The organism is Mesorhizobium sp. P2_A12 (assembly GCF_056405075.1).
The window spans coordinates 252,469-272,526 of the sequence record NZ_JBFUCU010000012.1 but is presented as its reverse complement, the minus strand read 5'-3'; the positions used below and the strand labels follow the sequence as shown (position 1 = coordinate 272,526).

The window sequence follows — 20,058 nt, the reverse complement described above, 5'->3', positions numbered from 1 at the left end:
CGCCGCTTTCGCAACATTTTTCCCGGCCACTCATTAACCCGTTGTCCACTGGAATCGCCTAGTTTTTCGGGCGATCGAAGAAACGGAGTTCGAGTTCATGCGTGGCGAAAGCGGCATTGCCTTCTCAATGCCCGGGGGCGACGTATCCGGACCTAGGCGGTCACGGCCGGTCGATTTGGCACACCTTGCCCGCCAGACCATGGGCGACCGCAGCCTCGAGCAAGAGGTGCTGGCGCTGTTTGTACAACAGGCCCTGTCGGTGCGCGAGAAAATAGTCGATGCCGACATCAAGGACCGGCTTCTGCTGGCGCATGGGCTGAAGGGTTCGGCACGCGGTGTCGGTGCCTTTGCCATCGCCGATTGCGCCACCGAGATCGAGCACCGGCCGGAAGACAACCAGACGCTCGGGCGGCTTGGCGCGCTGATCGACGAAGTGCGCGATTTCATCGCCGCCATCAGTCGCTGAACCCGGTTTGCGGAAAAACGTCACCGAGCGGCGCTTTCGCGCGCAGTTGACTTGTCAGCCGGAGTGATTATCTCGGCTGAGACTCCCTTCAGGTGACAAATGACCAAGCTGACTTTCATCGCCCATGACGGCACACAATTCGACATGGACGCCGAGAACGGCTCGACGGTCATGGAGAACGCGATCCGCAACGCGGTGCCGGGGATCGAGGCGGAATGCGGCGGCGCCTGCGCCTGCGCGACCTGCCACGTCTATGTCGACGAGGCATGGACGGCGCAAGTCGGCGAGCCGGAAGCGATGGAAGAGGACATGCTGGACTTCGCCTACGACGTTCAGTCGAACTCGCGGCTGTCGTGCCAGATCAAGGTGCGCGACGCGCTTGACGGTTTGGTCGTGCGGGTGCCGGCCCGCCAGGGCTGAGACACTGATTTTTGCCGGCTGCTGCTTGGCAGCAGCGGATTGCTCATGCAGTGTCGCTCGGGTTCCGCTACAGCGCCGCGCGTCCTCTTGGACGCGCAAAGGACGCTGTAGCACTTTTATTTGGCGCATGATCCTTTCCGAAAATCGATTACGATTTTCGGGGTCATGCGCAGCGAGGCACACCGCATGACCGACATCACCAAGACAGACGTCCTCATTGTCGGGGCAGGGCCGGTCGGCCTGTTTGCCGTGTTCGAACTCGGTCTGTTCGACATGACGTGCCACCTGATCGACATCCTCGACCGGCCGGGCGGCCAATGCGCGGAACTCTATCCGGAAAAGCCGATCTACGACATTCCAGGATGGCCTTCGATCTCGGCGCAGGGACTGGTCGACAAACTGCTCGAGCAGATCGCGCCGTTCAAGCCTGACTTCACCTACAACCGCATGGTTTCCAGCCTGGAAAAGCTGGAGGACGGCAGCTTTCGCGTCACCACCGACGAGAATGAGGTATTCGAAGCCAAGGTCGTGGTGATTGCCGCCGGCGGCGGTTCCTTCCAGCCCAAGCGGCCGCCGATCCCGGGCATCGAACCCTATGAAGGCAAAAGCGTCTTCTATTCGGTACGCAGGATGGAAGATTTTCGCGGCCACGACCTTGTCATTGTCGGCGGGGGCGATTCGGCGCTCGACTGGACGCTCAACCTGCAGCCGGTGGCCAAGAGCGTGACGCTGGTGCACCGGCGGCCCGAATTCCGCGCCGCACCCGACAGCGTCAACAAGATGTATGCCATGCAGGAGATGAAGCAGCTCGATTTCCAGGTCGGGCAAGTGACCGGACTGACCGGCGCCGACGGCCATCTCTCATCGGCTGTCATCAAGGGACCGGACGGCGATGTCGAGGTGCCTTGCACGCGCATGCTGCCGTTCTTCGGCCTGACCATGAAGCTCGGGCCGATCGCGGAGTGGGGGCTCAATCTGCACGAGAACCTCATTCCGGTCGATACCGAGAAGTTCCAGACATCGGTGCCCGGCATCTTCGCGGTCGGTGACATCAACTGGTATCCTGGCAAGCTGAAGCTGATCCTGTCGGGCTTCCACGAGGTGGCGCTGATGGCGCAGGCAGCCAAGCGCATCATCAGCCCCGGTGAACGCATCGTGTTCCAGTACACGACCTCATCGACCAGCCTGCAGAAGAAGCTCGGCGTCGTCGACTGAGCCGCTGGATCGGCTCGGCTTCGCCGACCGCTTCTATTCCGCCATCACCGGCGCATGGTCGGCCTGGCCGCGAAGTGGCTTTTCCGGCATCAGGCCGAGCGTGATCAGCGCCAGCAGCAGCGTTGCCGCGGCGACAAGGAAGATCATCACGAAGGGCACCACTGAAATAGCCTGTCCGAGGGCAAGCGTGCCCTCACCGGCAAGCGGCAAGCCGTAGCCAAGCGCGACAGCGCCGAGCATGGCGACGCCGAGCGCGCTGCCCAGCGATCGCAGGAAGGTCAGAACGCCGGTTGCGACACCAAGGTGCGCGCGATCGACGGCATTCTGAACCGATACGGTGGCGACCGGGAAGGTGGTTCCGCTTCCCAGGCCGATGCAGATCGTCAAGATCTCGACAACCAGCAGCGAGGCGTGCCCGGCGACCAGAGCAAGCAGTCCGAGACATAGGATCGAGAAGAACACGCCGACCATCGCGATCCGCTTGTAATGGACGAAGCGCGGTATTGTCCGTCCGCTGAATGTGGCGCCGGCCACGGTGCCGAGCAGAAGGCCCAGCATCGCCAGACCCGACTCGCTGACCGAGAGGCCGACAATCGACTGCAGATAGACAGGCAGATAGACCGCCAGACCTATGTTGGCGGCCTGCAAGAGGAACATCGACGATGTGCCGGCGAGAACGATCGGGTTGCTCAGCACTTCAAGCGAGATGAGTGGTTCGGCCGCGCGCAGCAGCCGCAAGGCAAACGCGACCCAGAAAACCACCGAGACGGCCAGCAGCCCAACAATTTCGCGCGACAGCCATGGATATTCGCTGCCGCCCCAGTTCAGCGCCAACAGCAGCAATGCCGTGGCCACGACAAGCAGCAGCGCGCCGAGGGCGTCGATGCGATGCTGCTTTGCGGCAATAGGCAGCTTCTTAAGCGGGTTGTTGATGATCGCCATGGCCAGCAGGCCGAGCGGAATGTTGATCCAGAAAATCAGCGACCAGTGCAGATGTTCGGCGAAAGTGCCGCCGAGCAGCGGCCCGGCGATGCTGGCGACAGCCCAGGTGCCGGAGATCCAGGCAGCGTAGCGCGCCCGCTCGCGTGGCGGAACGAGGTCGCCGATCACAGTCTGCGTCAAGGTGAAAAGGCCGCCACCACCGGCGCCCTGGATCGCCCGCCCGACAACCAGCACGAACATGTTGGGCGCCATGGCGCTGACCAGCGAACCCAGGAGAAAGATCAGGATCGCCGCATAAACGGTGGGCCGGCGGCCATAGACGTCGGAAATCTTGCCGTAGAGCGGTGCCATGGCGGTCGCGGTCAAGAGGTAACCGGTGACGATCCACGGCAGGTATTGCGCATGGCCGAGCGCATGCCCGATGGTCGGCATGGCAGGCGCCACGATGGTCTGATCGAGTGCCGCCAGCAGCATTGACAGCAGCACGCCGGCGATGATGGCGTTCTTTTCGGTTTCGCTCAGTGGCACGCCGGCTTCCACCATCGTTGGCTTGTCGACAGCCTGATCCATGATCGTTCATCCGTAAGCTTGCGATTGACCGGCACTGTTCGGCCGTTCCGGTCCCTTTGACCGTTTTGATCGCATTGGCGTTTTGAAGCCCGCGCCTGGCGAGCCCTGCTATATGTCGTTCCGTAATAGGCCGATTTCGACAGGCGCCCGAAAGTTTTTCGAGGCTGGCACTACGCTTCGGCGGATTTGGCTTTCGCCGGCGCCGCGGGTTTTCGAGTCAGGCCGGCGGCAGCTGACCCCTCTCGATGCGTTCGATGCGATAGCGCAGCAGCCTCAGGATGCGGCTTTCGAAATTGACGCTTTCGACACGGTCGAACTGCAGCTGCGCCCGGTCATGCCTGGCCAGAACGGCCGCGGTGATTTCGGCGGCCTTGGCCTTGGCAGCGTCGCAATTCCTTTGCGGGTAGGTGGCTTTCAGGTCCTCTTCGAGTTCCCGGCCATGGTTCTTGGCAATCTCGACATGGCGCTCTTCATGGCGTCTGATGTCGGCGGCCAGCGTGTCCCAGAACAGCCTGACATCGGCATCGGCCTTGCGCGAGCGGCGCCATTCGGGAAGGATCACCTTCACCTTGACGGTCACAACCGCGTCGGCGATCCGGCAGGAGTTCGAAGTCTTGGCATAGCTGATGCGGGTGGTGAAGGCCATCTGGGTGGCGCCCGGGTGCCGCGTGCCCGTGCTTTTGACCTCCGGCCCGCGTTTGGAGAGTTGTGCCTCGATGTCGTCGAGGGTGCTGCCGCCAATGGCGAAATAGCTGTACGTCTTGACGAGATTGGCCGCACCAGCCGGGACGGCAGTGGCGGCAAGCAGCAGCGCACAGAGCAGGGATGGTTTCACGCCAAGCATGGATCGGTTCATCATGTTGCCTCTTCGACCACCTTGCTTTACGGCCGTTGCCAGCGCAACGGAATTGATCCGCAGCGGATCACACATCGTTGATGAGCCTCTTGGTTGATGAGCCCATGGTTGCTGAGCAAATGACGGCTAGGCGATGGCAGCTGGCACATGGACGCCATCTCGACCTTGGCGGCAAAGCCGTGGTCGTCGGCATCCTCAACGTCACCCCTGACAGCTTTTCCGACGGCGGACTGTTCGACGCCCCCGAAAAGGCGTTGGCCCAGGCACGGCGCATGATGGGGGAAGGGGCACTGGTCGTCGATGTCGGCGGGGAATCGACCCGCCCGGGCGCCGCCGCGATATCGGCGAGCGACGAACAGGCCCGCATCCTGCCGGTGATCGAAGCGCTGGCGAGTGCCGGCGGGGTGCTGATTTCGGTCGATACCTACCGCGCTGACACCGCTCGGCTCGCGGTGGCCGCCGGCGCACACATCGTCAACGATGTCTGGGGGTTGCAGCGCGAGCCCGACATTGCCCGCGTCGCCGCCGACACCGGCGCCGGCCTTGTCATCATGCATACCGGGCGGGGCCGCGAGAAGCTGCCGGACGTGATTGCCGATCAGTTGGCGTTCCTGCGAAAATCGCTGGAAATCGCCCGCCAGCATGGCATCGCCGACGACCATATCGTGCTCGATCCCGGATTCGGCTTCGCCAAGGAGACGGCGGAGGAAAATCTCGATCTGATGGCGCGCTTTTCCGAGCTCAGTGCACTTGGCTTGCCGCTGATGGCCGGTACCTCGCGCAAGCGCTTCATCGGCACCGTGACCGGCCGCGACGCGGCTGGCAGGGGTGTCGGAACGGCGGCGACCAGCGTCATCCTGCGGCTCAAGGGCGCCGATCTGTTTCGCGTCCATGATGTCGCATTCAACGTGGACGCGCTGGCGCTCGCAGATGCTATGCTGGCGCGTCAAAGCGACCAGGCGAGAAACTGAGCGATGTATGTCATCCGCATGAAGAATTGCGCGTTCTTTGCCCGGCACGGCGTGCTGGACGAGGAGGAAAGGCTCGGCCAGCGCTTCTATGTCGATGCCGCTCTCACCGTCGATCCCGGCCGGGCGCTTGTCGATGATTCCATCGAGGACACGGTCAACTACGGTATCGCTTTCACGGAGATCGAAAAGATCATCACAGGACAGCGCCGCTTTCTGATCGAATCCCTGGCACTCGAGGTCGCCCGTGCACTGGCGGCGCGTTTTCCGCAGATCAAAAAAGCCGAGATCACGGTGCGCAAGCCAAACGCTCCGGTCCCCGGTGTGATCGATTACGTCGAGGTGACCGTTGTCTGGCCCGAATAGCACGGTCTATCTCAGCCTTGGCGGCAATCTTGGCGACCCGGCGAAATCGATGGGCGCGGCGCTGCGCATGCTGGATGCCGACGCAGATACGCGCGTCACCGGCGTATCCTCGCTCTATCGCACACCGCCCTGGGGCAAGCTCGATCAGCCGGATTTTCTCAATGCGGCTGCCGAAATTTCCACCGGACTGGTGCCGCGCGCCTTGCTCGACCTCTGTCTGGATGCCGAGCGCAGACTGAAGCGGGTGCGCGAGGAGCGCTGGGGACCGCGGCTGATCGACATCGACATTCTGGTGTTCGGCGACCGCGTCATTCACGAGACCGGACTGGAAGTGCCGCATCCGCGCATGCTGGAGCGCGCCTTCGTGCTGGCGCCGCTGGCGGAGATCGCGCCGGGCCTGGTTGTCGGTGGCCGCAGCGTCGCGGACCGGCTGGTCGCGGTCGACACTTCCGGTATCGAGCGATTGCCGTCCGGCCGGGATTGGTGGCTGGTCTGATGCCCGGGCAGGGCGACAGCAGGAGCTTCTAACCGGAGAAGCCGCCGCCATCCAGGAACGCCTGCTCCTGGGGTGTGGTCTCGCGGCCAAGCATCCTGTTTCGGTGCGGAAAACGGCCAAAATTCCGGATGATATCGCGGTGCTCGAGCGCATATTTCAGGTTGAACTCGGCTTTGGCCTTGTGCAGCTCGACCGATACCTCCTGGTCGGCAAGGTTTTCCGAATGCTCGAACGGCAAATACAGGAACACGCGGACTTCAGGTTCCAGTGCCAGATCATGGCCGGCCGCGACGGCCTTTTGAGCAAAATACTTCGCCAACGGATCGGTCGCGCACATATGGCCGGTGCCGCGAAAGCAGTTCCGCGGAAACTGGTCGAGCAGGATCATCAACGCCAGCGAGCCTTCGGCATGTGCCGACCAGTCGTCGCATTCACGCCGCGCGGCGGCATAGTGGAGATCGAGAAAGCGGTTGCGGAAGTCGGCATCGAAAGCCTCGTTCTTCTCGAACCATGCATCCTCGCCGGCGTCGCGCCAGAATTTGGTGACCGACAGGGCTCTGTTGTCCAATTCCATGCAAAATTCCTTGTTCAATCCGCGGGTTCGGATTTGTGCAAAACACCGGCCGTCTCTTCATTGAGTGCCTGCCCCGTACGGCGCGGCTGGGTGAGGGGTGTGGGAATGGGCGTGCCGATATTGCCCCTCAGGAAGCGTTGTCCGGCGCGAACACCTTCGGCGAGCTGGGTTTCGAAACGGGCGGTATCGCGGCGTCGCACATCCTCGATCACCTCTGCCACGTCTTCGGGATCGACGCCGAGCGATTCCAGCGCCGAGCCGCCGAAAACCAGCGCCGATTCGAAGGTTTCGCGCAGCTGGAAGTCGACGCCGGCACGAATGAGCTGCAGGGCTGTGCCGCGGTCGAAAGCCCGGGCGAGCACAGTGAGTAGCGGAAATTCGGCCTTGATCAGCTGGGCGATGCGAACGGCCACATCCGGCTTGTCGACGCAGATCAGCACGGCGCGCGCGCGGCCAGCCCCGGCTGCATGCAGGATGTCCAGCCGCGTGCCATCGCCATAATAGACCTTGAAGCCGAAATCGGCCGCCGCCTGGATCATTTCGACATCGTTGTCGATGATCGAGACATCGATGCCGCGCAGGAGCAGCGGCTGACTGGCGATCTGACCGAACCGGCCGAAGCCGATGATCAGCACACTGCCGGTCAGGCCATCGGCTATCTCGACCCCGTCGAGCGACTGCTCGTCGCGCGGTGTGAGATACCGCAGGGCGATGATCGCCAGCGGCGTCAGCACCATCGAGATGATGACGATCGCCGTCAGCGTCGCGTTGGCCTGGTTGTCAATGATGCCGACAGCGGCGGCGGCCGAATAGAGGACAAAGGCGAATTCGCCGCCTTGCGCCATGAAGACCGCACGCTCCAACGCTTCGCGATGGCGGGTTTTCAGGACCCGGGCCACGATGTAGATGCCGAGCGCCTTCATCACCATGTAGGCGACGACATAGATGGCAATCAGCCGCCAGTTCGCGACCACCACATGCAGGTCGAGCGACATGCCGACGGCAAGGAAGAACAGGCCGAGCAGGATGCCGCGAAAGGGTTCGATGTCGGCTTCGAGCTGATGCCGGAAGGTCGATTCCGACAGCAGCACGCCGGCCAGGAATGCACCCATCGCCATCGACAGGCCGCTGAGCTGCATGGCGAGCGCCGATCCGAGGACGACAAGAAGGGCGGCAGCCGTCATCACCTCGCGGGCACGGGCATCCGCCAGGATGCGGAAGAACGGATTGAGCAGATAGCGTCCAGCCAGCACCAGTCCGACGATCGCGGCAAGGCCGATGCCTATCTCGGTGAAGCGCTCCGCCAGGCTGGTGTCGGCGCCGCCGGGCGCCAGGAATGCGATCAGGGCCAGCAGCGGCACGATGGCCAGGTCCTCGAGCAGCAGCACCGAGACGATGCGCTGGCCTTTCGGCTCGGCGATTTCGCCGCGTTCCTCCAGAAGCTGCATGACGATCGCCGTCGAGGTCAGCACGAAGCCGGCGCCGGCGACGAAGGATTGCGAGATTGGAAACCCTCCCGCAACGCCAACAGCGGTCAGCAAGACCGCGCAGACGCCGACCTGCAGTGCACCGAGGCCAAATATCTCGCGGCGCAGACCCCATAGCCGCGACGGCTGCATCTCCAGTCCGATGATGAACAGGAACATCACCACGCCGAGCTCAGCGACATGAAGGATGGCTTCCGATTCGGAAAAGACGCGCAGGCCAAACGGGCCGATCACCACACCGGCGGCCAGATAGCCGAGAATCGAGCCGAGGCCCATGCGCTTGAAGATGGGAACGGCGACAACGCCGGCTGCAAGCAGCGCCACCACCTGAACCAGATCGTTGCTCGATGCCTCTACCGCCATTCCGCCATTCCGCTCGTTTGAGGACCGATTCCGATTTCGAAGTTCTTTGACAAGCGGCGAAGATAGGGGCTTCGGTGGGTATCGAACAGCCCGAATCCGGATCACCAGCGATGTTGCGGGCGCGTTACACAAGTTGACGCTGGGAACGCGTTGCATCTTGCCACAATCGAAGGCTAAGGACGCTCGGCTTCGGCCATTGGAGGGTGAGCGACGATCAAGTCGAGCCCTTTTGAGGAGATGACTGACATGAAGAAGTTTTTGTTTGTTGCCGTCGGCCTGGCGGTGCTAGCCGGTTCGGCGTGCTCGAAGGCGCCCGAGTGCACGGCCGAGATCGCAACCAAGAAAGCGCAGGACATGGCTGCCGCGCTGCAGGAAGCGATCACCAAGGACCCGTCCAAGGCGGCTGACCTGACGGCCAAGGTGCAGGCCGTGACAACCAAATATCAGGGCACCACGACATTGGCCGACGCCTGCAAGGCGTATGACGAGGTGACGGCCGCGATCAAGGGCTAAGCACAGGATCGAAGCTGTTTGAACGAGGCGGCGACCGTTGGCCGCCGCCTTTTTGCTTTTAGTGATCTATGATTGTTCAGTTTGGCGCGATGGAGCCGACTTCGATGGAATCGACGCGCTTCAGGCTCATGCCGATCACCGGCACCAACTGGTCGTCGACGCGCACGGCAATGGTCACCGTCATCGAATTGTCGTCGGGGATGCGGGCCTGCATCACGCCGCGAAGCTGGTTGCGGTTGATGGTGAAGACGACCTTGCGGGCGTCGACGACATTGCCGCCGATGATGTCGAGGCCGGAACCGGTCGCGCCGCCCATGAAGCTACCCTTGTAGCCCTCGCGGCCCTTGCGCTCGATCGTGGCCGACATTTGCTGGGTGAACATGCCGACCCGGCAACCGCCGTCGAGTGTCATGCCGACCTTGCCGTCCGGCGTCGAGCCGGTGAAGCTGCAGTTGAATTTGGTGCCTTTGTACTTGCCGGCGACGATTTCGCCGGGTCCGATCCATTTGCCTTCGGCCGACTGGAAGAACTGCTTGTCCGGCTCCGCGGCGGAAGCCGCTCCGGCAATGCCGACGAGTGCTGTTATCACGGTTGCCAGGGGCAAGACGCTGGACAGAATTACACTTTTCATCGACGACACCCGGCAACAAAGAGGCTGTTTGGAACCGGTCTGACCATGAACAAGATTGGTTAATGCTTCGTCACTACGGGGCCGCCGTAAAGCAGTCCGGTAACAATTCCGAAGATCCAAAAGCTGCAGCCCGGTTCACTTGCCGGATGGGGCCGTTTCGGCATCCTTCCTGGTTGCAAACGATGTCAGCGCCGAGAGGAAATCGCCCAGTCCCGGACGCTTTGCGGCGCTGAAGGGCAGGGGACGCGTTGTCTCCATCGCCGCGATGCCGATGCGCGCCGTCATCATGCCATTGACGATACCCTCGCCCAGCTTGGCCGAAAGGCGCGCCGCCAGGCCGTGGCCGACGATCTGCTGGACGAAACTGTCGCCGACGGCGATCGAGCCGGTGACCGCCAGATGCGCCAGCACGCTGCGCGCAAGGCGGAAGAAGCCAAGCGTTCCCGGCCGCCCGCCATAAAGCTCCGACAGGCGGCGAATGAGGCGCCCGGCCTCGAACACGACATAGGCGACATCGACCAGCGCGCGCGGGCTGACAGCCGTCACCAGAGAGACGCGTTTGGCCGCCTCGAGAATCATCACCTTGGCCCTGGCATCGAGGGGGCCGAGAATTTCGGCTTCGGCCAGGCGCACCAGATTGCCGCCATCGATGATTTCGCCGCGCAGTTCGGCCAGCGCGCGCCGGCCGGCCGCTGTCTCGGGCTTGGCCGCGACGAAGGCCGACAGCTCGTCGACCACCGATCGTGCCGCCTTGGGATCGTCGCGCGCAATCGCATCGCCCGTTTCTGCAGCTTTACGACCTCGGCGAGGCGGGCGATGGCCAGGAACTCGCGGATCAGGATGACCATCAGCGCCAGCACGGCAATGGCCGCCATGCCGGCGGCCAGCCAGCCCAGCCACTCGGCGCGTGCAAAGAGGTCACGTATGAGCTGATCGGTCCACAGGCCGACAGCCAGCGAAACCAGCACACCAAAGGCGCCGAAGAAGATGCTGCCGAGCAGCGACCGCTTTCTGGGGGCGATCGCCGGCGGCGGTTCGGCGGCAACGATGTCAGGCTCGTCGAAGACATCGACTTCCGCCGGGATGACCATCGCGACATCGGTCTTCATCGCGCGGGGCTTCCGCTGGGAGTCAACCTGGGCCTGGACACGGCGTGCCTCAGGCGCCTCTTGTTTCGATTTGGCTTCCGGCTCGATACGAAATGCGGCCGGCTTGCGGGGCGCGGTCATGCCAGATGATCTCCAATCAGGAACTGCAAGGCACGGTCGAGCCGGATGTGCGGCAGCGACAGCGTGACACCTTCGGCGGTGCGTTCGAGTTTTGGTGGACGGAAGCGGACGAAGCGGATTGCCGGGTCCACGGAGTCCTGCTTGTGATCGGGCCCCGAAACATCGAACACCGCATCAATATTCTCCGGTAAATCACCGGGAAATATGGCAGTTTCCGTTTTGTCGTCAAAGGTTTCGCCGTTGATCTTCTCGCCGGCGATAGGTGTGCCGATGATGACGGGAAGCGTCTCTCGGCCCTGCTTGACGGTGCCTTCGCGCGTCGCGCGCACCGCCGCCATGGCGACCACATCGACATCGGCGCCGGTGAAATTCGCCCGGGCCACGGCACGGTCGGCAAGGCGCCGCACGATCGCCTGCAAGCGGTCATGGCTCTCGTGGTGCAGATGGTCGGCCTTGGTCGCGGCAACCAGGATGCGGTCGATGCGTCGCGAAAACAGGTCAGTGAGGAAGCTACCGCGGCCGGGACGGAAACAACTGAGGATCTCGGTCACCGCGCGTTCCAGGTCGGCCATGGCGCCGGGGCCGGCGTTCAGCGCCTGCATGGCATCGATCAGCACGATCTGGCGATCGAGGCGTGTGATGTGTTCGCGAAAGAACGGTTTGACGACATGCGTCTTGTAGGCCTCGTAACGCCTGTCCATCATGGCGTGCAGCGATCCCGGGCGCGGACGCCTGTCGCCGAGCCCAGCCAGGGGAGCGAAGGTGAGTGCAGGCGAGCCTTCGAGATCGCCAGGCATCAGGAAGCGGCCGGGCGGCAAGGTCGAAAGCGCCCGCTCGTCGAGCTTGCACGCCTTCAGATAGGCGGCGAAGCTTTCGGCTAGGCGGCGCGCCATCATCTCGTCGGCATCGGCGTTCGGGTCGATCTCCGCCGACAACGCCCGCCAGCCATGCGACAGGTCCTCGCGCACCGGCAAAACGGCCATCTCGAAGGCTTCGTGGGAAAAATCACCGAAGGATTTGCCGAGCAGCGGCAGGTCGAGCAGCCATTCGCCGGGATAGTCGACGATATCGACCGACAGTTTGCCGGAGGAAAACATACGGCTCCAGCCGGAGGCCGATTCATATTCGATGGTCAGCCGCAATTCGGAAATGGCGCGCGTCGAATCGGGCCAGGCGCGATCGTTTACCAGTGCGGCGATGTGATCCTCGTACTGGAAGCGCGGCACGGCGTCGTCAGGCTGCTGTTCGAGGAAGGCACGGGCGATGCGCCCGGATTTTTGGGCCTCGAACAGCGGCAGGCGTCCGCCATGGATCAGATTGTGGACGAATGCCGATATGAACACCGTCTTGCCGGCGCGGGAAAGGCCCGTGACACCCAATCGCAGCGATGGAGAGAAAAGCCCGGTGGCGCGGCCCGACAGCGTGTCGAGGGCAATCCTCGCCTCGTCGGTGAAAGTGGTCAGCGATGATGCCAAAATGTGATCTCTCGGGCTTCGGTCCGCCCGATATAGGCTGTAGATCCCGGCTTTGAAATGGCTTCAGAGATCGGCCGGCGTCAGGAACGCTTCGAGATGGCCGGTGCCCTGGGCGGCTTTTGCCAGATCGCCGTCAAAGCGGACGACCGCCAGACCGGTGGTCGGGAACCCGTGGTTGAGTGTGGCCCGCGCCGTCTCGTCGCCGTCGCCCGAAACCGCCATGGCGAGATCCTCCGTCATCGGGTTGTGGCCGATGACCAGCAACGAACCCGATCCGCCATTGTCGCGGATGAGGCGGAGGTAACCGGCGGCGTCTTCGCTGTAGAGCGTGTCGAAGAACAGGACCCGGCCGGTATCGGTCTGACCGGCCAGGCCTTCCAGCGTCTCCTTGGCGCGTTTGGCGTTGGAGCAGATAGTCAGGTCCGGAACATAGCAGCGGGACCGCATGGCGGCGCCCATCATTTCGGCATCGGCGCGGCCGGATGCGTCGAGCGGGCGGTCGAAATCGCGCATGCCGGGCAGTGCCCAGCCGGCCTTGGCATGTCGCAACAGATAAAGCGTGCCCACCCAACCTCCGCTGACGCCGAATGCCGAACTTCCTGGATTAGCCACGAGAAAGCCGCTGCGCACAATGCCCCGTGTTCTTCAAACACAGCGAATCATCGATGTGCGGTGCTGCAAACGGCGCTTGTGCTTCGGCGCGAAGATCATGCCGGTCTTCGAAAAGAATGTTGCACGGGATCCAAAGTGTCGAAGCGTAGTTTGGAATCAAAACGACCATTCGCTGCTGCAAAGGCGCCCGCCACCGAACATTAACAATTGCGTGAGACAGCGGCCGATTGCGCTTGTGCAGGCGTCGGACCGCGAATATATAGGCGCCAAAATAGGGGCAGTTTGGGTGAGTCGAATGAACGACATCGTTACCGCCGATTACATACCCTCCGAAGACGAGCCGTTCATGAACGAACGGCAGAAATCCTACTTCCGCCAAAAGCTCGTCACCTGGAAGAATGACATATTGCGCGAAGCGCGCGAAACTCTCGAAATCCTGCAACAGGAAAACGCCAACCACCCCGATCTCGCCGACCGCGCTTCTTCGGAAACCGACCGCGCTATCGAGCTCAGGGCCCGCGACCGCCAGCGCAAGCTCATCGCAAAGATCGATTCCGCCCTGCAGCGAATCGACGAAGGCACTTACGGCTATTGCGAGGAGACCGGCGAGCCGATCGCGCTGAAGCGGCTCGATGCGCGTCCGATCGCGACGTTGTCAATCGAAGCGCAGGAGCGGCACGAGCGTCGCGAAAAGGTCTATCGCGACGACTGAAGCGGCGCCGATGGGCCGTGCTCAAAGCGATCTGCAGCGATGTTGATAATCAAAATGGCCGGTTTGCCGGCCATTTTTTGTTGCCCACAACCTTGACCGGTTCATTTCCCGGCCCGCTGGGCAGATCAGGATCTGATCATCTCTTCTGGCTGGAGAGTTCGCCCAGAAGCTTGGTCATTTCGTCGTCGAGCGACTGCGGTGCCTTCGCCGCCGGTTTACTCACCGGGCTGCTTGAACGCGGCTGGTCGAGCGACACTTCGAGTTCCTTCATCAGCTTATCGTCGATGCTGTCCTGCTTCGGCGGCGGTGGCGCCTGCCTGACGGCATTGGCGTTCGCGGATCCATAGGCGGGCAGCGGTGTGACATTGGTCGGCTGGTAACTTTGCGGCTTTGGTAGCGGTGCTGGTGCCGGCACCGGTGTTGGCGCCGGTGCTGCCTGGCGTGGGCGTGCGGGCGGCGCCGCGTTCACCGGCTGCGGAGCAGGTGCCTGCCTGGCCGGCGGCGGAGGCGCGGGTTGAGGTGCACGCGGTTTCGCCGCGGGGGCAGCGGCGGCCGGGACCGGCTGCAAGCCGCCATCTCCGGTCAGCGCCGGACGGCGTGGTGCCGAAAGCCTGATGTCCCGTTCGACGACAACATCGGTTGGACCGCCGATCAGCAGCAGATGTTCGATATCATCGCGGCGTATCAGCACCAGCCGGCGATGGCTGTCGACGGCGGTGGCGTCCATGACGGCCAGCCGCGTCTTGCGGTTCCTGCCGCCGGCAACGAAGGTTCCGAACGTCAGGTTGCGCACGAGCTTGATGATGACGAGAACGATGACCAGCAGGACAAGCGCTGCAAACGTCCACAACAGTGCTGCGGCATAACCGGGGCCCGCCACGCTATCCAGCCATTGCATTGGTTTTCCCTGATTGCCCTTGGAAGGTGACGCGACACTAGACCGTTGCGGCGGGCTACCGCAATGCGTTTCGCACTTGATGAACAGCTTGAAAACTCCGAAGGCCGGAAGATATCATTTTTATCCGACATTTGCCGCCCAGGCCTTTTCCGGACTAGGAGAATATGATTCAACCCGCTAGGGGCGGGTGTCGGAACACCGGAATTCACGAGCAGGGGGCACATGGCCAAGGAAGCGCGCGGCGATTTCTATCCGGTACCGATCGTCGACCAGAATACGCGACCGGGCGCGGTCACCCGGCTCATCATTTTCATCGTCGTTCTGACCGGGGCCGCTATTGTCTTCGGCCTTTTCCGCGAGCGCCTGGGCGACCCTTTCCTGCTCGGCATGCTCGGTGTGCTGGCGATGATCGGCGTCGGCTTCCTGTTCGCCACGGCGATCGGCTTCGTGCAGATCACGCCGCGCTCGACCGGTGACGAACTGTCGAAGGCATTCGTTGATTCGATGTCGCAGGGCCTTCTCGTCACCGACACCAAGGGCCGCGTCGTCTACGCCAATCGGGCCTATGCCGACATGACCGGCGCGACGTCAGCGGCCGACCTGAAGACGGTCGAGGGGTTGCTTTCGGATGTCCCCGAAGCCTCGGTGACGATCTATCGGCTGGCGTCCGGCCTGCGCGACGGCCAGTCGGGCGACGGCGAGTTTCGTCTGGCGCAGTCCATTCGGCCCGGCGCCGAACCCGGCGCCCGCTGGTACCGGGCGCGTGCCCGCGCCTTCAGCGTTCCGGGCCAGCGGCTGCCGATGCTGGCCTGGCAGCTTGCCGACATCTCGCAGGAGCGGGCCGAGCAGGAGCGTTTCTTCCTCGACCTGCAGAAGGCGATCGATCACCTCGACCATGCGCCGGCCGGCTTCTTTTCTGCCGACCAGGACGGCCGCGTCACCTACATCAACGCCACGCTTGCCGAATGGCTGGGTATCGACCTTACCAGTTTCACGCCGGGCTCCGTCACCCTGCCGGAGATCGTGGCCGGTGACGGCATGGCGCTGGTCCGCTCGGTCAAGGCCGACCCCGGAACGACACGCAACGCGGTCATCGATCTCGACCTGACGACGATGACGGGCGAGGCGCTGCCGGTGCGCTTCATGCACCGCGTTTCGGCCAGCCGCGAAGGCCTCAACGGGCCGACGCGCACGATCGTGCTCAACCGAACGCAGGGCGAGGACGCCTCGGCCGACCTGCGTGCTTCGGAAGTGCGCTTCACCCGCTTCTTCAACTCGACACCGATGGCGATCGCCGGCGTCGACCACAGCGGGCGTATCCTGCGCACCAATGCGCCGTTCCTGTCGCTGTTTTCGTCCGTCGTCGACCGGGACGCGGTCGATCGCCGTGTGCGGCTCGACACGGTGATCCATGAGCGCGACCGGCCGGCCTTCGCCGCGGCCTTCGAGAAGGCGCAGCAGCGGCAGGCCGACATCGAGCCGATCGATACCTTGCTGCCCGGCAACGACGACCGGCACATCCGTTTCTACGTCAACGCGGTCGCCGACGGCACCGGCGGCGAGGGTGCCGAAGAGTCGGCGATCGTCTACGCCGTCGAGACGACGGAGCAAAAGGCGCTCGAAGGGCAGATGGCGCAAAGCCAGAAGATGCAGGCGGTCGGCCAGCTTGCCGGCGGCATCGCGCACGACTTCAACAATGTGCTGACCGCCATCATCATGGCGTCCGACCTTTTGTTGACCAACCACCGCCCGTCGGACCCATCCTTCCCCGACATCATGAACATCAAGCAGAATGCCAACCGGGCGGCTTCGCTGGTGCGGCAATTGCTGGCCTTCTCGCGCAAGCAGACGCTGCGGCCGGAAGTGCTCAACCTGACCGACGTGCTTGCCGATCTCAGGATGCTGCTGGCCCGCCTTGTCGGCAACGACATCAAGCTGAAGGTCGACCATGGCCGCGACCTGTGGCCGGTCAAGGTCGATATCGGGCAGTTCGAACAGGTGGTGGTCAACCTTGCGGTCAACGCCCGCGACGCTATGCCGGCAGGCGGCGATCTCACCGTGCGCACGCGCAATGTGACCGCAGACGAATGCAAGGCCTTCTCCTATCGTGAGCTCACCCCGGCCGACTATGTCGTGGTCGAGGTCGAGGATACCGGCAGCGGCATCGCGCCCGACGTGCTGAAGAAGATTTTCGAGCCCTTCTTCACCACCAAGGAAGTCGGCAAGGGCACCGGGCTTGGCCTGTCGATGGTCTACGGCATCATCAAGCAGACCGGCGGCTTCATCTTCTGCGATTCCGAGGTCGGCAAGGGCTCGACTTTCCGCATCTTCCTGCCGCGTCATATCGCCGAAGCGAAAAAGGCTGGCCAGCCCGACGATCTGCCGGCGGCACCGGCGAAAGTGGCCGATGCGGCCAAGGATCTCTCCGGCTCGGCTACGGTGCTGCTCGTCGAGGACGAGGACGCCGTGCGCATGGGCGGCATGCGGGCGCTGGTGTCGCGCGGCTATACCGTGCACGAGGCATCCTCGGGCGTCGAGGCGCTGGAGGTGTTCGAGGCGCTGGGCGGCAAGGTCGACATCGTCGTCTCCGACGTGGTGATGCCGGAAATGGATGGGCCGACGCTGCTCGGTGAATTGCGCAAGCGCCAGCCGGACATCAAATTCGTCTTCGTGTCCGGCTATGCCGAGGACGCATTCGCAAGAAACCTGCCGGCAGATGCGCATTTCGGCTTCCTGCCAAAGCCGTTTTCGCTCAAGCAACTGGCGACGATCGTCAAGGATGTGCTGGAGTCTTAGAATTTCCTGATGTTCTCCCTTGCACGACGCCGTGACAACGCCATGATTGCGGGGTGAAACGGCAGGCGGGCTTGGGGGAGCAGCGGGTGACGCCACACAACGAAGCAGACAAGGGTGCCTACGCCGACACGGTGTTGTTGCCGGGTGACCCGCAGCGCGCCGAATGGATGGCGCAAACTTTTCTGGAAGCGCCGCGCTGCATCAATCGCCGACGTGGCGCCCTTGGTTTTACCGGACGGTTTCGCGGCAGACCCATCAGCATTCAGGCGACAGGCATCGGCGTCTCGTCGTTTCTGATCTATGTGCATGAATTGCTTGACTATTATGGCGCCCGGACGTTGATCCGCACGGGCACCTGCGGCAGCCTGGCCGCCAAGGCCAAGCTGCGCAGCCTTGTCATCTCGCAATCGGCGCGGGCGGAAAGCGCTCAAAGCGGTCAGGTCTTCGGCCTCTACAAGGCTGTCGCCGGTCCGGATCCGGCGCTCCTCGCAAGTGCGCTGGCCAAGGCAGCCGAACTTGGCATCGACCATTGTGCCGGCCTGACGGTTTGCAGCGACATCTTCTATCATCCTGAAGGACGCAGCCGCTTTGCCGAGGCGCAGGCAGCCGGAGCTCTGGCCGTGGATATGGAAACCAGCGCGCTCTATCGCATCGCCGGGCATTTCGGAGCCCGGGCGCTGTCGATGTGCACGGTGGTCGACAACATCGAGACCGATGAACTGACCGACTACCGAGAGCGCCAGGAGCTGTTCACCGATATGAGCCGGCTGGCGCTCGAAATCGCGGTCGACAGCTAGGCGGCTTGCCGCTTCGGCATTGCCTGCTCATCCATGCCTGGCCGATGCCCGCGCAAATAGAGCGCGCAGGTGGTGCGCAGCATGGAGGCAAAGTTTGGAATGGCGCCATTGATCTCGATGGCTTCGTCGTAGAGCTTGGAGATGAACTTCGGCGTCGTCAGGCCCTGGTTTTCGGCGATTTCATCGAGCAACGCCCAAAATGTCGCCTCAAGCTGGATGCTGGTCGAGTGGCCGTCAATGCGAATCGACCGATTGATCTGGCGATAGCCTTCGGGGTCCTGGCCCGCAAATACCCTGCACATCCGACAAAACCTCCCATGCTTGTTGGTCTTGGGCGGGCAGGCGTACGGTCTGATACTGCTCGACCTGTCCCCATCCGCATTCTCGGGCAAAATTGCCGGAACGGCAATCGGACTTTCGTCCCTGTCCCCTAAAGCGCGTCGCCAGTTCACGGTTTTGGGCGTGGTAACCGGCTGCCACCACCTTTTCCCCACTCTGCCCATAATTGGTTCCACACAAGGGCGGAGACTGATTTGGCCAAAGCGATTCATTCCATGATCCGGGTTCTCGACGAGGCCCGATCCGTCGATTTCTACAGGAATGCCTTCGGGCTCGATGTTGCCGACAGCTGGACTTCGAGACGTTCACACTCATTTACCTCAGCAACGCCGAAACCGGGTTCGAGCTCGAACTGACCGTGAACAAGGGCAGAGACGAGCCTTACGGGCTCGGCAATGGTTACGGCCACCTCGCGGTCTCGATCGCCGACCTCGACAGCGAGCATGATCGCCTCGGCGCGCTCGGCCTCAACCCGAAGAAGATCGTCGAGTTCAACCATGACGGTTCGCCGATCGCACGTTTCTTCTTCATCGAGGATCCGGACGGCTACAAGATCGAGGTTCTGCAACGTGGAGGCCGCTTCCAATAGGAGACGGTGCAGCCGCACCGACGGGTGCGGCGCCAGCAACGGCGCTTACAAGCATGTCGCCCAAAAGTGCGCAGCGGTTTTGGGACAAAGAGATGCACAAACAAGGTCTTGAAGCACGTCAATTGTGACGCGCTTCAAGGGGGGCGCAAATAGCAAGCAGGGAGGAATATTATGGTCACGATCTATGACGGGAAGCCTGGACTTTCACGTCGTGAGCTTCTCAAACGCGGCGGCATCGGCGCGTTGCTGGTCATTTCCGGCAGCGCGGTCATCAGCCCCGAACATGCCTGGGGGCTCGAGACATCGGCGCTCAAGCCTGAAACCATGGCGACGCTGATCCAGATGGCGCGCGACATCTATCCGCACGATCAGGTTCCCGACAAATACTACGCCATCGCCGTGAAAGGCCATGACGAGCAGGCCGGCAAGGACGCCGCCTACAAGACGATGATCGAAGATGGCATCGCCGACCTCGACGAGAAGTCGGGGGATGGAGGCTACCGGGGCCTTGGCTGGGAGGAGCAGCGCGTCGCGGTGCTGAAGCAGATCGAGGCGACGCCGTTCTTCCAGGCCATCCGTGGCGGCCTCGTCGTCAGCCTCTACAACCAGAAAGAGGTCTGGCCGATCTTCGGCTACGAGGGCGAGTCCTTTTCGAAGGGCGGCTACATCGCGCGCGGTTTCAACGACATCGAGTGGCTCTGAGCCCCGTCGTTCTTGAACCCGCAAACAGAAAATCATGGGAGG

At 62.8% G+C, this 20,058-nt stretch carries 20 protein-coding genes and 2 pseudogenes; 12 read left to right on the top strand and 10 right to left on the bottom strand.

The window, feature by feature from the left end; genetic code table 11:
- Positions 1–97 precede the first annotated feature (97 nt).
- The 3 genes from AC1DZU_RS23890 to AC1DZU_RS23880 all read left to right on the top strand — a co-directional run bounded on the left by AC1DZU_RS23890 (position 98) and on the right by AC1DZU_RS23880 (position 2,101).
- On the top strand, positions 98–466 hold the full coding sequence (locus tag AC1DZU_RS23890) for an Hpt domain-containing protein (RefSeq protein WP_457150771.1): 369 nt from the start codon (positions 98–100) through the stop codon (positions 464–466).
- 99 nt (positions 467–565) lie between these two features.
- Positions 566–886 (top strand): 2Fe-2S iron-sulfur cluster-binding protein, encoded by a 321-nt coding sequence (locus AC1DZU_RS23885; protein WP_477288912.1) that lies wholly within the window; start codon positions 566–568, stop codon positions 884–886.
- A 186-nt stretch (positions 887–1,072) separates the two neighbouring features.
- Positions 1,073–2,101 carry an NAD(P)/FAD-dependent oxidoreductase gene (locus AC1DZU_RS23880; RefSeq protein WP_477288910.1) on the top strand — a complete coding sequence of 343 codons (1,029 nt, stop codon included), beginning with the start codon at positions 1,073–1,075 and terminating at the stop codon, positions 2,099–2,101.
- Positions 2,102–2,134: 33 nt separating this feature from the next.
- On the opposite strand, the gene AC1DZU_RS23875 is transcribed toward AC1DZU_RS23880, so the two are convergent.
- Together AC1DZU_RS23875 and AC1DZU_RS23870 are read right to left on the bottom strand one after the other, a co-directional pair.
- A complete protein-coding gene (locus AC1DZU_RS23875; RefSeq protein WP_477288908.1) occupies positions 2,135–3,613 on the bottom strand; it encodes an MDR family MFS transporter in 1,479 nt (492 codons plus the stop codon).
- Positions 3,614–3,830: 217 nt separating this feature from the next.
- Positions 3,831–4,469 carry a DUF922 domain-containing Zn-dependent protease gene (locus AC1DZU_RS23870; protein WP_477288906.1) on the bottom strand — a complete coding sequence of 213 codons (639 nt, stop codon included), beginning with the start codon at positions 4,467–4,469 and terminating at the stop codon, positions 3,831–3,833.
- 119 nt (positions 4,470–4,588) lie between these two features.
- Between AC1DZU_RS23870 and folP the strand changes: the two genes are divergently transcribed.
- From folP to folK, 3 genes are read left to right on the top strand one after another with little or no spacing between them, the layout of a single operon-like run.
- Positions 4,589–5,440: a dihydropteroate synthase gene (gene folP / locus AC1DZU_RS23865; protein ID WP_457150774.1), complete on the top strand. Its 852-nt coding sequence runs from the start codon at positions 4,589–4,591 to the stop codon at positions 5,438–5,440.
- Positions 5,441–5,443: 3 nt separating this feature from the next.
- On the top strand, positions 5,444–5,803 hold the full coding sequence (gene folB / locus AC1DZU_RS23860; protein WP_477288904.1) for a dihydroneopterin aldolase: 360 nt from the start codon (positions 5,444–5,446) through the stop codon (positions 5,801–5,803).
- A complete protein-coding gene (gene folK, locus AC1DZU_RS23855) occupies positions 5,787–6,299 on the top strand; it encodes a 2-amino-4-hydroxy-6-hydroxymethyldihydropteridine diphosphokinase (protein ID WP_477288902.1) in 513 nt (170 codons plus the stop codon). Before folB ends, folK begins: the two co-directional genes overlap by 17 nt.
- A gap of 28 nt (positions 6,300–6,327) precedes the next feature.
- Here folK and AC1DZU_RS23850 read toward each other — a convergent pair whose 3' ends face one another.
- Complete coding sequence (locus tag AC1DZU_RS23850; RefSeq protein ID WP_477288900.1) at positions 6,328–6,873, bottom strand: DUF924 family protein; 546 nt, start codon at positions 6,871–6,873, stop codon at positions 6,328–6,330.
- A 14-nt stretch (positions 6,874–6,887) separates the two neighbouring features.
- A complete protein-coding gene (locus AC1DZU_RS23845; RefSeq protein WP_477288898.1) occupies positions 6,888–8,723 on the bottom strand; it encodes a monovalent cation:proton antiporter-2 (CPA2) family protein in 1,836 nt (611 codons plus the stop codon).
- A 246-nt stretch (positions 8,724–8,969) separates the two neighbouring features.
- Here AC1DZU_RS23845 and AC1DZU_RS23840 point away from each other — a divergent pair, with 246 nt between their 5' ends.
- Positions 8,970–9,236 carry a hypothetical protein gene (locus tag AC1DZU_RS23840; RefSeq protein ID WP_095085087.1) on the top strand — a complete coding sequence of 89 codons (267 nt, stop codon included), beginning with the start codon at positions 8,970–8,972 and terminating at the stop codon, positions 9,234–9,236.
- A 76-nt stretch (positions 9,237–9,312) separates the two neighbouring features.
- Here AC1DZU_RS23840 and AC1DZU_RS23835 read toward each other — a convergent pair whose 3' ends face one another.
- The 4 genes and pseudogenes from AC1DZU_RS23835 to AC1DZU_RS23820 all read right to left on the bottom strand — a co-directional run bounded on the left by AC1DZU_RS23835 (position 9,313) and on the right by AC1DZU_RS23820 (position 13,138).
- Entirely contained in the window at positions 9,313–9,867 is a 555-nt protein-coding gene (locus AC1DZU_RS23835) for a hypothetical protein (RefSeq protein ID WP_477288896.1), read from the bottom strand.
- Between the two features lie 135 nt (positions 9,868–10,002).
- A pseudogene (locus AC1DZU_RS23830) lies at positions 10,003–11,096 on the bottom strand (YcjF family protein).
- Entirely contained in the window at positions 11,093–12,571 is a 1,479-nt protein-coding gene (locus tag AC1DZU_RS23825) for a YcjX family GTP-binding protein (RefSeq protein WP_477288894.1), read from the bottom strand. The pseudogene AC1DZU_RS23830 and the gene AC1DZU_RS23825 overlap by 4 nt, the downstream one beginning before the upstream one ends.
- A gap of 63 nt (positions 12,572–12,634) precedes the next feature.
- Positions 12,635–13,138, bottom strand: coding sequence for a SixA phosphatase family protein (locus AC1DZU_RS23820; protein ID WP_477288892.1), 504 nt, complete (start codon positions 13,136–13,138; stop codon positions 12,635–12,637).
- A gap of 340 nt (positions 13,139–13,478) precedes the next feature.
- Between AC1DZU_RS23820 and dksA the strand changes: the two genes are divergently transcribed.
- Complete coding sequence (gene dksA / locus AC1DZU_RS23815; protein WP_095085082.1) at positions 13,479–13,895, top strand: RNA polymerase-binding protein DksA; 417 nt, start codon at positions 13,479–13,481, stop codon at positions 13,893–13,895.
- A gap of 136 nt (positions 13,896–14,031) precedes the next feature.
- Here dksA and AC1DZU_RS23810 read toward each other — a convergent pair whose 3' ends face one another.
- Entirely contained in the window at positions 14,032–14,793 is a 762-nt protein-coding gene (locus AC1DZU_RS23810; protein WP_477288890.1) for a hypothetical protein, read from the bottom strand.
- A 222-nt stretch (positions 14,794–15,015) separates the two neighbouring features.
- On the opposite strand from AC1DZU_RS23810, the gene cckA reads away from it, so the two are divergent.
- Positions 15,016–17,589: a cell cycle histidine kinase CckA gene (cckA, locus tag AC1DZU_RS23805; protein ID WP_477288888.1), complete on the top strand. Its 2,574-nt coding sequence runs from the start codon at positions 15,016–15,018 to the stop codon at positions 17,587–17,589.
- Positions 17,590–17,675: 86 nt separating this feature from the next.
- Complete coding sequence (locus AC1DZU_RS23800) at positions 17,676–18,386, top strand: purine-nucleoside phosphorylase (protein ID WP_477288886.1); 711 nt, start codon at positions 17,676–17,678, stop codon at positions 18,384–18,386.
- Here AC1DZU_RS23800 and AC1DZU_RS23795 read toward each other — a convergent pair.
- A complete protein-coding gene (locus tag AC1DZU_RS23795) occupies positions 18,383–18,688 on the bottom strand; it encodes a ribbon-helix-helix domain-containing protein (RefSeq protein WP_457150773.1) in 306 nt (101 codons plus the stop codon). The genes AC1DZU_RS23800 and AC1DZU_RS23795 overlap by 4 nt on opposite strands.
- 231 nt (positions 18,689–18,919) lie before the next feature.
- Between AC1DZU_RS23795 and AC1DZU_RS23790 the strand changes: the two are divergent.
- Both AC1DZU_RS23790 and AC1DZU_RS23785 read left to right on the top strand, forming a co-directional pair.
- A pseudogene (locus AC1DZU_RS23790) lies at positions 18,920–19,314 on the top strand (VOC family protein).
- 171 nt (positions 19,315–19,485) lie between these two features.
- The gene (locus AC1DZU_RS23785; RefSeq protein WP_477288884.1) at positions 19,486–20,016 is read left to right on the top strand and encodes a gluconate 2-dehydrogenase subunit 3 family protein; all 531 of its coding nucleotides are present in this window, start codon (positions 19,486–19,488) and stop codon (positions 20,014–20,016) included.
- Positions 20,017–20,058 lie beyond the last annotated feature (42 nt).

Bases quoted from the DNA above. Each gene is read 5' to 3' on its own strand.
- cckA (WP_477288888.1), top strand. From the start codon at position 15,016: ATGGCCAAGGAAGCGCGCGGCGATTTCTATCCGGTACCGATCGTCGAC.
- AC1DZU_RS23870 (WP_477288906.1), bottom strand. From the start codon at position 4,469: ATGAACCGATCCATGCTTGGCGTGAAACCATCCCTGCTCTGTGCGCTG.
- AC1DZU_RS23885 (WP_477288912.1), top strand. From the start codon at position 566: ATGACCAAGCTGACTTTCATCGCCCATGACGGCACACAATTCGACATG.
- folP (WP_457150774.1), top strand. From the start codon at position 4,589: ATGACGGCTAGGCGATGGCAGCTGGCACATGGACGCCATCTCGACCTT.
- folB (WP_477288904.1), top strand. From the start codon at position 5,444: ATGTATGTCATCCGCATGAAGAATTGCGCGTTCTTTGCCCGGCACGGC.
- AC1DZU_RS23835 (WP_477288896.1), bottom strand. From the start codon at position 9,867: ATGAAAAGTGTAATTCTGTCCAGCGTCTTGCCCCTGGCAACCGTGATA.
- AC1DZU_RS23845 (WP_477288898.1), bottom strand. From the start codon at position 8,723: ATGGCGGTAGAGGCATCGAGCAACGATCTGGTTCAGGTGGTGGCGCTG.
- AC1DZU_RS23890 (WP_457150771.1), top strand. From the start codon at position 98: ATGCGTGGCGAAAGCGGCATTGCCTTCTCAATGCCCGGGGGCGACGTA.
- dksA (WP_095085082.1), top strand. From the start codon at position 13,479: ATGAACGACATCGTTACCGCCGATTACATACCCTCCGAAGACGAGCCG.
- AC1DZU_RS23785 (WP_477288884.1), top strand. From the start codon at position 19,486: ATGGTCACGATCTATGACGGGAAGCCTGGACTTTCACGTCGTGAGCTT.
- AC1DZU_RS23875 (WP_477288908.1), bottom strand. From the start codon at position 3,613: ATGGATCAGGCTGTCGACAAGCCAACGATGGTGGAAGCCGGCGTGCCA.
- AC1DZU_RS23810 (WP_477288890.1), bottom strand. From the start codon at position 14,793: ATGCAATGGCTGGATAGCGTGGCGGGCCCCGGTTATGCCGCAGCACTG.
- AC1DZU_RS23795 (WP_457150773.1), bottom strand. From the start codon at position 18,688: ATGTGCAGGGTATTTGCGGGCCAGGACCCCGAAGGCTATCGCCAGATC.
- AC1DZU_RS23850 (WP_477288900.1), bottom strand. From the start codon at position 6,873: ATGGAATTGGACAACAGAGCCCTGTCGGTCACCAAATTCTGGCGCGAC.
- AC1DZU_RS23880 (WP_477288910.1), top strand. From the start codon at position 1,073: ATGACCGACATCACCAAGACAGACGTCCTCATTGTCGGGGCAGGGCCG.
- AC1DZU_RS23840 (WP_095085087.1), top strand. From the start codon at position 8,970: ATGAAGAAGTTTTTGTTTGTTGCCGTCGGCCTGGCGGTGCTAGCCGGT.